This window comes from Variovorax sp. SG517 (genome assembly GCF_013376045.1).
Classification (GTDB): Bacteria; Pseudomonadota; Gammaproteobacteria; order Burkholderiales; family Burkholderiaceae_C; genus Variovorax.
This window is the reverse complement of the sequence record NZ_JABMJG010000003.1, coordinates 656,483-669,998: the sequence shown is the minus strand read 5'-3', so window position 1 is coordinate 669,998 and position 13,516 is coordinate 656,483. Positions and strand designations below refer to the sequence as shown.

General features: G+C 68.8%; 12 protein-coding genes. 5 read left to right on the top strand and 7 right to left on the bottom strand.

Annotated features, from left to right (window positions below; translation table 11 throughout):
- Positions 1-3 precede the first annotated feature (3 nt).
- Together FHT32_RS12475 and FHT32_RS12470 are read left to right on the top strand one after the other, a co-directional pair.
- On the top strand, positions 4-711 hold the full coding sequence (locus tag FHT32_RS12475) for a response regulator transcription factor (protein WP_176664932.1): 708 nt from the start codon (positions 4-6) through the stop codon (positions 709-711).
- Positions 621-2,525, top strand: coding sequence for an ATP-binding protein (locus FHT32_RS12470; RefSeq protein ID WP_176664931.1), 1,905 nt, complete (start codon positions 621-623; stop codon positions 2,523-2,525). The genes FHT32_RS12475 and FHT32_RS12470 overlap by 91 nt, the downstream gene beginning before the upstream one ends.
- Positions 2,526-2,534: 9 nt before the next feature.
- Here the strand turns inward: FHT32_RS12470 and FHT32_RS12465 are convergent, their stop codons facing one another.
- Positions 2,535-4,883: a cytochrome P450/oxidoreductase gene (locus tag FHT32_RS12465; RefSeq protein ID WP_176664930.1), complete on the bottom strand. Its 2,349-nt coding sequence runs from the start codon at positions 4,881-4,883 to the stop codon at positions 2,535-2,537.
- Between the two features lie 11 nt (positions 4,884-4,894).
- Complete coding sequence (locus tag FHT32_RS12460; RefSeq protein ID WP_176664929.1) at positions 4,895-5,869, bottom strand: tripartite tricarboxylate transporter substrate binding protein; 975 nt, start codon at positions 5,867-5,869, stop codon at positions 4,895-4,897.
- Positions 5,870-5,983: 114 nt separating this feature from the next.
- Between FHT32_RS12460 and FHT32_RS12455 the strand changes: the two genes are divergently transcribed.
- Positions 5,984-6,805: an IclR family transcriptional regulator gene (locus FHT32_RS12455; protein WP_176664928.1), complete on the top strand. Its 822-nt coding sequence runs from the start codon at positions 5,984-5,986 to the stop codon at positions 6,803-6,805.
- Between the two features lie 15 nt (positions 6,806-6,820).
- Here the strand turns inward: FHT32_RS12455 and FHT32_RS12450 are convergent, their stop codons facing one another.
- A complete protein-coding gene (locus tag FHT32_RS12450; protein WP_126469236.1) occupies positions 6,821-7,648 on the bottom strand; it encodes an undecaprenyl-diphosphate phosphatase in 828 nt (275 codons plus the stop codon).
- 149 nt (positions 7,649-7,797) lie between these two features.
- Between FHT32_RS12450 and FHT32_RS12445 the strand changes: the two genes are divergently transcribed.
- Positions 7,798-8,679: a hypothetical protein gene (locus tag FHT32_RS12445; protein ID WP_176664927.1), complete on the top strand. Its 882-nt coding sequence runs from the start codon at positions 7,798-7,800 to the stop codon at positions 8,677-8,679.
- On the opposite strand, the gene FHT32_RS12440 is transcribed toward FHT32_RS12445, so the two are convergent.
- The 3 genes from FHT32_RS12440 to FHT32_RS12430 are packed head-to-tail and all read right to left on the bottom strand — an operon-like array spanning position 8,671 to position 11,636.
- Positions 8,671-9,324 carry an aspartate/glutamate racemase family protein gene (locus tag FHT32_RS12440; protein ID WP_176664926.1) on the bottom strand — a complete coding sequence of 218 codons (654 nt, stop codon included), beginning with the start codon at positions 9,322-9,324 and terminating at the stop codon, positions 8,671-8,673. The two genes, FHT32_RS12445 and FHT32_RS12440, sit on opposite strands and share 9 nt — an antisense overlap.
- A gap of 18 nt (positions 9,325-9,342) precedes the next feature.
- Entirely contained in the window at positions 9,343-10,245 is a 903-nt protein-coding gene (locus FHT32_RS12435; RefSeq protein WP_176664925.1) for a transporter substrate-binding domain-containing protein, read from the bottom strand.
- Positions 10,246-10,301: 56 nt separating this feature from the next.
- A complete protein-coding gene (locus FHT32_RS12430) occupies positions 10,302-11,636 on the bottom strand; it encodes an aspartate aminotransferase family protein (protein WP_176664924.1) in 1,335 nt (444 codons plus the stop codon).
- A gap of 121 nt (positions 11,637-11,757) precedes the next feature.
- Between FHT32_RS12430 and FHT32_RS12425 the strand changes: the two genes are divergently transcribed.
- Positions 11,758-12,636 carry a MurR/RpiR family transcriptional regulator gene (locus FHT32_RS12425; protein ID WP_176664923.1) on the top strand — a complete coding sequence of 293 codons (879 nt, stop codon included), beginning with the start codon at positions 11,758-11,760 and terminating at the stop codon, positions 12,634-12,636.
- Between the two features lie 7 nt (positions 12,637-12,643).
- Here FHT32_RS12425 and FHT32_RS12420 read toward each other — a convergent pair whose 3' ends face one another.
- Positions 12,644-13,339, bottom strand: coding sequence for a GntR family transcriptional regulator (locus FHT32_RS12420; RefSeq protein WP_176664922.1), 696 nt, complete (start codon positions 13,337-13,339; stop codon positions 12,644-12,646).
- Between the last annotated feature and the right edge of the window lie 177 nt (positions 13,340-13,516).

Below are 13,516 nucleotides of genomic sequence, written 5' to 3'. Positions count from 1 at the left end.
CGCATGTCCTCTCTCCCTGTCGAAGACGCCGAACCCGTTTCGCTGAGCCCCACGCTGATCGTCGAGGACGAGCCGGCCATGCAGGAGCGGCTGCGCCACGTGCTGTCCACCCTCGGCTGCGACGAGAACCGCATCGCGGTGACCGACAGCGTCGCCGGCGCCCGGCAGCTGCTCGACGGGCACGACTACGGCGTGGTGCTGGTGGACATCGGCCTGCCCGACGGCAGCGGGGTCGAGCTCATCGGCTGGCTGCAGGCCAACCGGCCGGCCATCCCGGCGGTGGTGATCTCGGCCTGGCGCACCGAGGAGGTCATCTTCGCGGCGCTGCGCGCCGGCGCCATCGGCTACCTGCTGAAGGAGCGCGACGACGTCGAGCTGGGCATTGCGCTGCGCAGCATCGAGCAGGGCGGCGCGCCCATCGATCCGAGCATCGCGCGCCATATCCTCGCCTGGGTGGCGACGCACCAGCCGCCGCCGCCGGCCGAGACGGCGACACAGCCCTCCGGAGAAGCACCGGCCGCGCTCACGCGCCGGGAGCGCAGGATACTCGAGCTCGTCTCGCAGGGCCTGAGCAACCGCGAAATGGCCGAGTCGCTATCGATCTCCAGACTGACCGTGGAATGCCACACCAAGAACATCTACCGCAAGCTCGCCGTCAGTTCGCGCACCGAAGCCGTCTTCGAAGCGCGAAGGCATGGCTTGCTGCGCTGACCGGCGCGGTCGTCCTGCTTCTTCTCGCGGCCTGCCCGGCCATCGCCGCCGGAGAAACCGCCGCTCCGACGCTGCGCGCGGAGGCCGTGCGCGGCACCGGCTGGAACGACACCGCCCCGCCCGCCGAGGGCTGGACGCCCGTCGCCCTGCCCGACAGCTGGGCCACCCGCTGGCCCGGCTTCGACGGCGTGGTCTGGTATCGCCTGACATGGGAGCAGCCCGAACAGCTGCGTGAAGCCGGCCTGCTGCTGAACTACCTGAACATGGCCGGCGAGGTGTCGCTCAACGGCACGACGATCTCGCGCGACGAAAGCCTGGTCGAGCCGCTCACGCGCGCCTGGAACACGCCGCGCTACTGGCTGCTGGCACCGCCTCTGCTGAAGCCCGGCACCAACACGCTGCTGGTGCGCGTTTCGGGGTTGGCGCCCTACCAGGCGGGGCTGGGGCCGGTCGAGGTCGGCGAGCCGGCGGCGATGCAGTCGCGATTCGAACGCGAGCGGCTGGTGCGGCGCGACCTGCAGGTGCTTGGCCTCGCGGTCAGCGCGGCGGTCTCGGCCTTCTTCGCCGCCTGGTGGTGGCTGCGCCGGCGCGAGACGGCCTACGGCTGGTTCGCCGTGATGTCGGTGCTGTGGCTGCTGTTCGCCTACAACCAGATCGCGACCAGCCCCTGGCCCTTCAGCTCCAACCATCACTGGCAGGCACTCAACACCTCGCTGCTGCTGGTGTTCAGCGTGTCTTACCTGCTCTTCGTGCTGCGCTACTGCGGGCGCCGCCTGCCACGGCTCGAAGGCGCGGCCGCGCTGGTGGCGCTGGCCGGCGTGCTCGACCTGTGGCTGGCGCCCGAGCCGTCGCTGGCGGTGCACCGGGCCATCTGGACGCTGGTGGGCGGCCTCACCATCATCGCGGTGAACAGCTACGCCCTCGTGTACGGCTGGCGCCATCGCGGCAGCCCGGTGCGCTCCATCGCGCCGTTCATGGCGATCTCGGCCGTGACGGGCGCGCACGACCTGCTGGTGTTCACGCAGGTGATCGACAGCAACGTCTACTACACCAACATGTCGTCGTACGTGCTGCTGCTGGGCATGGCGCTGACGCAGGCCGCGCGCTTCGCGCAGAGCCTGCGGCGCATCGAGAACTTCAACACCGAGCTGATCGAGGAAGTGAACGCGGCCAAGGCCGAGCTTGCCGCCACGCTGGCGCAGCAGCATGCGCTGGAGCTGGCGCATGCGCGCATCGGCGAGCGGGTGAACCTGGTGAGCGACCTGCACGACGGGCTCGGCGGCATGCTGGTGGGCAGCATCGCGACGCTGGAGCGCAAGCCCGAGAACCTCAGCGCGCCGGAGCTGCTGGCCATGCTCAAGCGCCTGCGCGACGACCTGCGGCTGATCATCGACGCCACCGGCCACGACCACGGCGCCCGCGCGCTCGGCGAGCTGCTGGTGCCGATGCGCCATCGCAGCGCGCAGCTGCTCGACGCCAACGGCATCGACTGCCGCTGGCAGGTGTCGGGCATCGAGACGCTGGAGCTGCCGCCATCGCAGAGCCTGGACCTGATGCGCTTCCTGCAGGAGGCGCTGACCAACGTGCTCAAGCACAGCGCGAGCCGGCGCGTGGACGTGACGGTGGAGCGCGCGGGCGCCGAGCTCCAGCTCAGCGTGCGCGACGACGGGCGCGGCTTCGCGGTCGATGACCAGACGGCGGGCGCAGGGCTGCGCAATCTGCGCACGCGGGCCCGCCGACTCGGCGCCGAGCTGCACCTGCAGTCGCGCCCCGGTGAGACCCGGGTGGCGCTGCGGATGCCGCTCGCCACCTGAGCTGAGACCTCAGAGCTCCAGCACCAGCCGCCCTTCGCAGGCGCGTGAGCAGCAGGCCATCATCTTCGTGTTCGCGTCGCGCTCCACCCGCGTGAGCACCACGTCGCGATGATCGACCTTGCCCGCGAGCACGCGTACTTCGCAGGAGCCGCACAGGCCTTCCTCGCAATCGCTCTGCACGTCGACGTTGGCGGCGCGCAGCGCGGTCAGCAGGGTCTGGTCGGGCGGCACGGTGAGGACGAGGCCCGAATCCTTCAGCTCCACCTCGAAGGCATGTTCCTTCGATGGATCGAGCGTGGCCAGCGTGGATTCGAAATGCTCCACGCGCAGCGCGCCCTCGGGCCATGCGGCGCAGCACTCTTCCAGCGCCTGCAGCATGCGCAGCGGGCCGCAGGCGTAGACCTGCGCGCCGGGCACCGGCTGCGCGAGCAGCGCCTGCAGGTCGTTGCGCCGGCCTTCATCGGCGACGTGCAGATGCAGCCGGTCGCCATGCAGCGCAGCGAGTTCGTCGACGAAGGCCATGCTGCGGCGGCTGCGGCCGCTGTAGTGCAGCTCGTAGTCCATGCCCAGCGCCTTGGCGCGGCGCGCCATCGCGCTCACCGGCGTGATGCCGATGCCGCCGGCGATGAAGATCGCCTTCTTCAGCGATTCGTCGAGCCTGAAGTGATTGCGCGGGCCGCGGATGCGCAGCCGGTCGCCCGGCTTCACATTTGCATGCACCCATGCCGAGCCGCCGCGCCCCTCGGGCTCGTGCAGCACGGCGATCTCGAAGGCGCCCGTGTCGTCGGGGTCGCCGCACAGCGAATACTGGCGCGAGAGTTCGGGCGTTCCGCATTCGACGTCGATGTGCGCGCCGGCGGTCCAGCGCGGCAGCGGCTTGCCATCGGGCGACACGAGGCGCAACCTGACGATGCCCTCGGCCACCGGCGTCACGCCCTGCACCACCACCGGCCGCGCGATGGAATGCGCCGAGGGCTCGCCGATGCGCACCGGCACGCGCACGTCGCGCAGGCCCGGGTTCTTGCGCTCGGGGTTGGCGGCCGGGTCCCATTCCACCCACAGGTGCTCGGGACCGCGGAACGAGGTGTTCGGCACGTAGGTGAAGCGCTGCTCCGACAACCGCATGTGCGGCAGCCGGCGCGTGAACTCCTCCAGGAAAATCTGCATCTCCATGCGCGCCAGGTTCTTGCCCATGCACTGGTGCGAGCCGTAGCCGAAGGTGAGATGGTCGCTGGCGTTGTCGCGGCGGATGTCGAACAGGTCGGCATCCGAGAAATGCCCCTCGTCGTGGTTGGCCGACGAGGTGACGATGAGCAGGCGCGAGCCCGCCGGCAGGTCGACGCCGCCGACCTGGGTGTCCTTGGTGACCATGCGCCGCCACGCGGCCACCGAGCCGTTGTGGCGCAGGCACTCCTCCACCGCGTTGGGAATGAGCCCCGGGTCTTCGCACAGCTCGCGCCACACCTGCGGGTGCTGCAGCAGCAGCTTCATCGCGTTGGCGGTGGCGTTGGCCGTGGTCTCGTGCGCGGCGACGATGCCGGCCATCATCATCGAGTGCAGGTACGAGTCGGTCACCACATCGGGTTGCTGCATCTGCTTGCGGATGCCGTACTGCATCCAACCGGGTGCGTCCGGGTCCTGGCGCATCTTGTCGAGCACCTTGCCGGCGTACTGCCAGAAGTTGCCGACCGCGTGCGCCACCGCCACCTGCTCCTCGGGCTTCGGGCGGCCCCAGGTGTTGACGGTGTGGGCGATGGAGTACTTGCGCAGCGTGTCCATGTCTTCCTCGGGCACGCCGAGGAAATGCAGCGCCACGGTGAGCGGGATCTCCCACAGCATCTGATCGACGAGGTCGGCGCGGCCGTCGTCGATGAAGCGGTCGACGTACTCGCGCGCCAGCTCGCGCACCATGGGCTCGTGGTGCTTCAGCGCCTCGGGCGTGAAGGGGTCCATCAGCGCGCGGCGGCGCGGCATGTGGGCGGGCTCGTCCTCGTTGACCAGCGTGCGGTTGAGCGCGAAGCCGTACGAAGCCAACACCGCGTTGGCCTCCTCGCCCGTGGGCGTGATCTTCTCGAGCGCGATCGACGGGCTGAAGGTGATGTTGTCGCGGAACACCGCCTTGATGTCCTCGTAGCGCGTGAGCACCCAGTAGCCCAGCTTGGGGCTGTAGAAGATGGGCTCCTGTTCGCGCGCCCAGCGCACGTACTCGGGCGGGTCCTGCTGGTAGCCGTCCTCGAAGGGGTCGAAACCGGCGGCGCGCTGGCTCACGGGGCAGCCGGTGGGCGTGCGCTCGGAGGACAGCGGCCCGTGCGCGACGGGGCAGCCGGAGGCGCGCGATGGCGTGACGGTATCGGACATGGCAGGCAGCTTCAGTCGAGGGTGATCTTCAGGTCGCGGATCAGCTTGTGCCAGCGCTCGGTTTCGCTCCTGAGCAGCGCGGCGTACTGCGCGGGCGTGTTGCCGACCGGCTCCACGCCGAAGTCGACCATGCGCGTGCGCACAGAGGGCTCGTTGATGGCGGCGACCAGCTGGCGGTTGAGCGTGTTCACCACGTCCGCGGGCGTGGCCGAGGGCACCACCACGCCGACCAGCGCGGCGGCCTCGACGTTCTTGTAGCCGAGCTCGGCGAAGGTGGGCACGTCGGGCAGCTGCGGCAGGCGCGTCGGGTTGGCAACCGCCAGCGCCTTCACCTTGCCGCCCTTGATGAAGCCGGAGCCCGCGGCCAGGTCGACCATCATGGCCGGCAGCTGCCCGCCGACCACGTCGGCCAGCGCCGGCGCGGCGCCGCGATACGGCACGTGGACCATGAAGAGCTTGGCCTCCACCTTCAGCAGCTCCATCGCCAGGTGGTGCGGACTGCCCGCGCCGGCCGAGGCGTAGTTGATGCCGCCCGGCTTGGCGCGGGCCTGGGCGATGAAGTCCTTGGCCGAGCTGAAGCCCGAGTTGGCGCCGACGACCAGGATCATCGGGAACTTGCCCATCAGCGTGACTGGCGCCAGATCCTTCGTGGGGTTGTAGCTCAGCGACTTGTAGAGCGCGGGGTTGAACACCAGCGTGCCGTTGTCGGCCGACAGCACGGTGTAGCCGTCGGCCGCGGCGCGCGTGGTCTCGGAAGCGGCCAGCGCGGTGTTGCCGCCGGGCTTGTTGTCCACCAGCACCGGCTGCCCGACCTGGGTCGACAGCGTCTGCGCAACCGTGCGCGCCAGGAAGTCGGAACCGCCGCCGGCTGCATAGGGAACGATCCAGCGGATCGGCTTGGCGGGATAGGCCTGCTGGGCGCCGGCGCTGGCGGCCGCGGCAGCCAGCGAAAGAACAGCGAGGCAGCGGGCGATGTGCTTCTTCATGAGGGAGTTTCCGTGAGGGATTTTGTGTATTGCGTAATTATCATACGCATAGCGTAATTCACGGATCGCGGGTTTACCCGGCCTCCCCGGGTGAGCACCTAACATCCAGCCGTCATGACCCAGCCCAACGAGTCCGAGCCCCTCTCATCCGCCTCCCCCGCCCGCGAACGCCGCCAGCGGGTGCAGTCCGCCGAGACCGGCATGTCGGTGCTCAAGGGGCTGGCGCACCTGGGCGGGCGCAGCAGCCTGACCGCGCTGTCGGCGCACGTCGCGGAGAGCCCGGCCAAGGTGCACCGCTACCTTGCGAGCCTGATGGAAGCCGGCCTGGTCCTGCAGGACGCCGTCTCGCAGCACTACTACCTGGGCACCGAAGCCATCCAGATCGGCCTGGCCGCCATGCGTCAGGCCGACCCGATCCGCGCGGCCGAGCCCTGCCTGATCCGCCTGCGCGAATCGCTGGAGGTGACCTGCTTCGTGGCGGTGATGGGCAACAAGGGCCCGACCATCGTGCGCTTCGAGGAGCCGGGCCTGCCGGTCACGGTGAACGTGCGCGCCGGCTCGGTGATGTCGATGCTGTGGTCGGCCACCGGACGGGCCTTCCTGGGGCTGCTCGACGAATCGCGCGTGGTCGCGCTGGCCGAGCAGGAACTGGGCGAGGCCACGCCGGAGATGCGCGCGCAGCTCGACGCGAAAGACCCAATCGGACAGCTGCGCCGCGAGGTGCGCCAGGCGCACTGCGCGAGCGTGAAGGACACCTACCTGCGCGGCATCAGCGCCGTGGCGGCGCCGGTGTACGACTACGCGGGAAGGGTCTGCGCCGTGATCACCGCGCTGGGTGCCACGGGCGGCTTCGATCCGTCGATCGACGGACCCATCGCCGCTGCGGTGCGGCAGGAAGCCAGGGCCGCGAGCGCCCTGCTGGGCGCCGCGAACTGAAGTTTCAGGATCGGATCAGTCGGCCCAGACCACGGTGCCGGTCCACGCGGTGGCCAGCACCAGGATGCCGAAGGCGATGCGGTACCAGGCGAAGGGAATGAAACTGTGGCTGCTGATGTACTTCAGCAGCCAGCGCACGCACAGCCAGGCGCTGATGAACGAAAACACCAGGCCCACGGCGAACAGCGGCACGTCGGCCATCGAGAGCGCCGCGCGCTCCTTGTAGATGCTGTAGAGGCCCGCGCCGATCAGCGTGGGAATGGCCAGGAAGAACGAGAAGTCGGTCGCCGCCTGGCGCGACAGGCCCAGCAGCATGCCGCCGATGATGGTCGAGCCGCTGCGGCTGGTGCCCGGGATCATCGCGAAGCACTGCACCAGGCCGACCTTGAGCGCGTCCCACGGCGTCATGTCGTCGACATGCTCGACGCGCACCGATCCTGGCGGACGCTTCTCGGCCCACAGGATGATGAAGCCGCCGATGATGAAGGTGCTGGCCACCACGGTCGGGATGAACAGGTGCTCCTTGATGACCTTGCCGAACAGCAGGCCCAGCACCACCGCGGGCAGGAAGCCGATGAAGATGTTGAGCGCCAGGCGCTGGGCCTTGGGCTGGCGGGGCAGCGCGACGACAGTCGATCGGATCTTCTGCCAGTAGACCAGGATCACCGCGAAGATCGCGCCGGTCTGGATGGCGATCTCGAAGACCTTGCCCCGGTTGTCGCCGAAGCCGCCGAGCAGGGAGCCCGCAAGGATCAGGTGGCCAGTCGAAGAGATGGGAAGAAATTCGGTGAGGCCTTCGACGATGCCCATGACGGCGGCCTTGGCCAGCAAAACAATATCCACGCGTACTCCTTTTCAAGTGCAGCCATTATCACGAGGGGGCAGGTCAGCCCCGGCTCAGCATCCCCTGTTTCGGTGATGTTCAGGCCCCCTGCATTGACACACAGTCACGTATCAGGGTGTGTGTGAGACGCCCGCAGGAGTCATCGGTAATGCGAACGTTCACGCGCAGCGACAGGCTGGAAGAACACGCGTCGACTTTCGACGATCACGGCGAGGACCGCCGCAAGAACGCCCAGGACCTCGAATGCGAGCAGCGCGCCTCGATGCGGCGCGTGGTCGAGGCCACGGGCGCATCGGCCCACGAACTGCAGCAGCTGATGCAGCGGCTGCTCGACATCGACCGCTCGGGCTCCAGCGCGGGCATCGTCGCGCAAGGGCACATCGAGGCCGACCGCATGCAGTCGGGCATGGCGGCACTCGACCTGGGCGACGGCAACGTGGCCGAGCAGCGCGGCGACGCCGTGCAGACCATCGATTTCTGGCTGCTCGAGCCGCTGGACCCCGCGCACGACAAGAAGTGGTACGCGCGCTGGAAGTTCTGGAGCTTCATCCTCGGCGCGGCCGGCTCCGAGGCCGCCCTCACCCTGCAGGGCCTGGCGCTGCGCCCCACAGAGCCCGGCGACACGCATGCCGATTTGGTGGCGAAGGCGCGCAAGGTGCTCGAGAGCTGGCGCCGCACCTCCGAGCCGCTCTTCTGGTCGGCCGTGGAGTGCTACGTGCGGCAGCAGTCGTTCTCGCTCGAGACACAGGCCTACCTGATGCACTGCATCGCCGTGGTGTTCGCGGGCGATCCGATGAAGCTGTCGAACGAGCAGAGCGAGCAGCTCGCGGGCGTGCTCGCCGACACGTACTGCGACGCGCTGGGCACCTCGGCGTGCATGCCCTCGGCGGACATCTACCGGCGCCTGTCGCAGGGGCTGGAAGCGACCGACCGCGAGACCGGCCTGGTCCGCAACCTGGGGCGCAGCGACGCGGCCCAGATCGCGATGACGGCGCTGTTCTCGGTGATCGAAGGCTCGCGCCTACGCTGAGCCCGAAGCGGTGCGCCGGCGCAGCGCGCGCACCGCGCTGTCGACCGTGGTGAGCACCGGCAGGCCGCTGGCCGCCTCGCACGCAGCGCGTGCCCGCGCCATGCTGAACTGCGCCAGCGCGATGCGCGTGCAGCCGCGCTCCCGCAGCGCGACCGCCTGCGCGGCGATCAGGGCGTCGTGGTGCTGCGTGTCGCCCGCGTTCAGGGCATCGAGCGCGCCTTCGGCAAGCGCGGTTTCCAGCGCGACCTCCGAAGGAAACTCCGGCGGCATCGACGCCAGCGTGGGCGCGAAGGTGGCGATGAGGCCCAGCCTGCCCTGCCCCTGCACCGCCTCGTCGATCATGGCCTCGTTGGGCTTGAGTACCGGAATGCCCGCGTGCCGCCGCGCCACCGCCTCGATGCACGGCCCGAAGGCCGAGCAGGTGAAGAGGATGCCCTGCGCGCCCGTGTCGACCGCGTACTGCGCCAGGCGCTGGAAGCGCTCGTGCATGGCGTCGTCGAGCCCCTTTCCATTGCGCGCCAAATCGGCCGAGAGGCTGTCGTCGAGCAGGTTCATGCGCACGGCCTCGGGCCAGTCGCGCGCGAAGGCTTCGTTGATGGGCGCGACGGAATGCGAGAGCGCGTGGATCAGGGCAATGCGGGTCATGAGCTCGGGGGAAATCGTTCAGATGCCTTTGGAGGAAGGATTGGCGAAGGCCTCCTTCGTCTCGGCATTCAGCGGGTAGTTGATGTTGATGCCCTTGGGCGGAATGGGCGACATGAACCACTTCGCATAGAGCTTTTCCATCTCGCCCGACTTCATCATGCCCGAGACCACGCGGTCGACCAGCGCCTTGAAGACCGGGTCATCCTTGCGGAACATCAGCGACTGGTTCTCGGTGCGCAGGCTCTCGCCGGTGATGATGAAGTCCTTGGGGTTGCGCGCATTCGCGATCTGCCCGGCCAGCAGGATGTCGTCGAGCACGAAGGCCTGGGCACGGCCGCTTTCCACCAGCAGGAAGGAGTCGCTGTGGTCCTTGCCCGCGAGGTTGGTCACTTCCAGGTTGCGGCCGCGGTCGGCCTCGCGCAGCAGGCGGAACGAGGTGGTGCCGCTGGTGGTGGCCACCGTCTTGCCCTGCAGGTCGGCGATGCTTTTGATGCCCGAATCGGCCTTCACCAGCATGCGCACGTTGTAGCGGAAGATGTCCGGCGAGAAGGCCACCAGCTTCTGCCGCTCGACGAGGTTGGTGGTGGAGCCGCACTCGATGTCGACCGTGCCGTTCTGCACCAGCGGAATGCGGTTGGCCGAGGTGACGGCCTGGTACTTGATCTCGACGGCCGGCATCTTCAGCTCGCTCTTCACCGCCTCGACGATGCGGTTGCAGATCTCGATGCTGTAGCCGATGGGCTTGAGGTTGGCGTCGAGGTACGAGAAGCCGAAGGACGACTCCCGGTAGCCGAAGGTGATGGAGCCGCTGGCCTTGATCTTGGCGAGCGTGTCGTTCTCCTGCGCCTGGGCGGCGGCAAAGGGCATGAGCACGGCCGCAAGCACGGCGGCGAAGGAAAACAGCGGACGAAGCTTGGGCATGGAACGCTCCTCGGAACGATGGTTGGGGGAAAACGAACGGACGGAAAAGGGAGCGCTCAGCGCGCCGCGGCACGCGTGACCGCGTCGATGGAGGCCGCGAGCCGCGCGGCGATCTCCTGCAGATCGGCCCGGGTGGCGATGAAGGGCGGCGCCAGCAGCACGTGGTCGCCCTGGCGGCCGTCGACCGTGCCGCCGAAGGGATAGCACAGCAGGCCGCGCGACATGGCGTCCTTCTTGATGGTGGCGTTGATCTTCAGCGCCGGATCGAAAGGCGCCTTGCTCGCGCGGTCGGCCACCAGCTCGATGCCCCAGAAGAAGCCCCGCCCGCGGATGTCGCCCACGTGCGGATGCGAGCCCAGCGCCTCGGCCAGCATCGCGCCGAAGGCGATGCCGTCTTCCCGCACCTTGGCGACCAGGCCGTCGCGGCGGATCACCTGCTGCACCGCGAGCGCGGCGGCGCAGGCCATGGGGTGGCCGAGGTAGGTGTGGCCGTGCTGGAAGAAGCCGCTGCCCTTGGACATCGCCTCGACGATGCGGCGCTGCGCCAGCACCGCGCCCACCGGCTGGTAGCCGCCGCCCAGGCCCTTGGCGACGGTCATGAGGTCGGGCACCACGCCCTCCTGCTCGCAGGCGTGCAGCGAGCCGGTGCGGCCCATGCCGCACATCACCTCGTCGAGGATCAGCAGCACGCCGTACTTGTCGCACACCGCGCGCACCGCCTTGAAGTAGCCCGGCACCGGCGTGAGCACGCCGGCCGTGGCGCCGCCGACGGTCTCGGCGACGAAGGCGATCACGCGGTCGGCGCCCTGCGCGACGATGGCCGCCTCCAGTTCGGCCGCGAGGCGCAGGCCGTACTGCTCGGCGCTCTCGTCGGCAAGCTGCTCGCGGTAGGGGTAGCAGGGCGACACGTGCGTGGCCGGCACGAGGATGGGCGCGAAGGGTTCGCGGCGCCATGCGTTGCCGCCCACGGCCAGCGCGCCCAGCGTGTTGCCGTGGTAGCTCTGGCGGCGCGCGATGAAGTGCGTGCGCTGCGGCTGGCCGATTTCCACGAAGTACTGCCGCGCCATCTTCAGCGCCGACTCCACCGCCTCGGAGCCGCCGCTCACCAGGTAGACGTGGCTCATGCCCTCGGGCGCGGAGCCGATCAGCTCGTCGGCCAGCTGCTCGGCCACTTCGCTCGTGAAGAAGCTGGTGTGGGCGTAGGCCAGTTTGTCGATCTGCGCGTGCATGGCGGCCATCACCTCCGGGTGCGCATGGCCGAGCGACGACACGGCCGCACCGCCGGAGGCGTCGAGGTACTCGCGGCCCTCGGCGTCGCGGATGAACATGCCCTGGGAGCCCACGGCGACGGGCGGGGTCTGGCGGAGATGGCGGTGGAAGACGTGTGTCATGGATGGGGGTTTGGAACTAACGTTTCCGCCGAATTATTGTTTGGAACATTTGTTCCGTCAACCTCCAGAGTTCCACGCCTCCGGTACATTTGTTCCAGACAGGCCAAAGAGAGACACCGCCATGGGCGCCAAAGAGCAGATCCGCCAGCGTTTCAACGAACTGAGCCCCGCCCTTCAGCAGGTGGCGCGCTACGTGCTCGACCATCCGAACGAGGTGGTCACGGGCTCGATGCGCAACGTGGGCACGCGTTCGCAGAGCACGCCCGCGACGCTCGTGCGTTTCGCGCAGCACATGGGCTTCGAGGGCTGGCCGCAGCTGAAGGAGGCTTTCGCCGCCGACATGGGCCTGGGCTCCGAGACCTACGGCGGCCGGGCCAAGCAGCTCGTCGGCCGCGCCAGCGACCAGACACTGACTGGCGAGATGTTCGAGGTGCAGCGGCGCAACCTGGAGGCCACGCACCAGCAGAGCGAGCAGGCGTTGCAGAAGGCCTGCGCGCTCATCGAGAAGGCGCCCACCGTGCACGCCGCCGGGTTCCGGGCCTGCTTTCCGATCGCGTTCTCGTTCGTGTACGTGTATCGGATCTTCCGCGCCAGCGTGCATCTGGTCGACGGCCAGGGGGGCTCGCTGGAGATGCAGCAGCGCGCCTTCGCCAAGGGCGACGCACTGGTGGTGGCGAGCTTCGCGCCCTACTCGCGCGAGGCGCTGCAGGTAACGCAGGCCGCAAAGGCGGCCGGCTGCCGCATCGTCGCCATCACCGACAGCGTGACGTCGCCGCTGTCGCTGCTGGCGGACGAGACGCTGCTCTTCACGATCAACAGCCCTTCTTTCTTCCCCTCGGTCGCGGCCGGGGTGGCGGTGACGGAAGCGCTGGTCGAGCTGCTGGCCAGCCGCGCGGGCAAGCCGGTGATCAAACGCATCGACCAGGCCGAGGCGCAGCTCTTCGAGTCGGGGGCCTACCTGCCGGCGCCGGCCGCGCGCGGCGGCCAGGGGAGCGCCTGAGCTTCTTTCAGACCAGCGCCCGAACGCGGGTCGGGTTCTTCTGGCTCAGGTAGAGCACCAGCAGGTCGCGATTGGCATTGACGTGGTCGCGCATGGCGACCTCGGCGGCGGCGGCCTCCTGCCGGCCCAGCGCCTCGACGATGCGGCAATGCTCCGCGAACGCCTGAAGGGCCTGCTCGTGCCGGTGCAGCAGCATCGAGGCCTCGCGGTTGTGGGGCCGCAGCTTGCTGTCGAAGATGATCGGCAACTGGCTGGCGCGCTGCACCGCCTCGGTGAGCCAGCGGTTGTCCGCCAGCGCCAGCAGCTTGTAGTGGAAGGCCTGATCCAGGTCCTGCCAGCGCGCGCCGCGGCCTTCGGACCATTCCCCGGTGTGGTGCAGCAGTTCGTGCTGCTCGTCGAGCATGGCCGTCAACTGCGCCAGCGCCGTGCCGTCGAGGCCGACATCGCCGATCAGCCGGCAGCACATGCCCTCCAGCGTGGCGCGCACGCTGAAGGCGTCGTGCACGTCCTTCGCGTTGAAGCGCCTCACCTGGAAGCCCTTGTTGGGCAGGTAGACCAGCAGCCCCTCGTCCGCCAGCCGTGCCATCGCGCCGCGAACCGGCGTGCGCGAGACGCCGAGCTCGGTGGCCAGCGATATTTCCATCAAGTGGGAGCCGGGAGCGATCTCGCCGTCGAAGATGCGGTCACGCAGCGTATCGGCCACGGACAACGCTCGTGTCCGGGAGGGATCTGGGGAAGTCATCGAAAGTCGGGAACTGGGGGAGGCCGGAAGCAGGCCGCGCGGATGGTACGGCGGAGTACAAAAGCTTCATATCCCCTGTTTCCGTAAAAATTTTATTTCGCGACTTTTTCGATGAATACGGAAATTTTCTTAATTTTT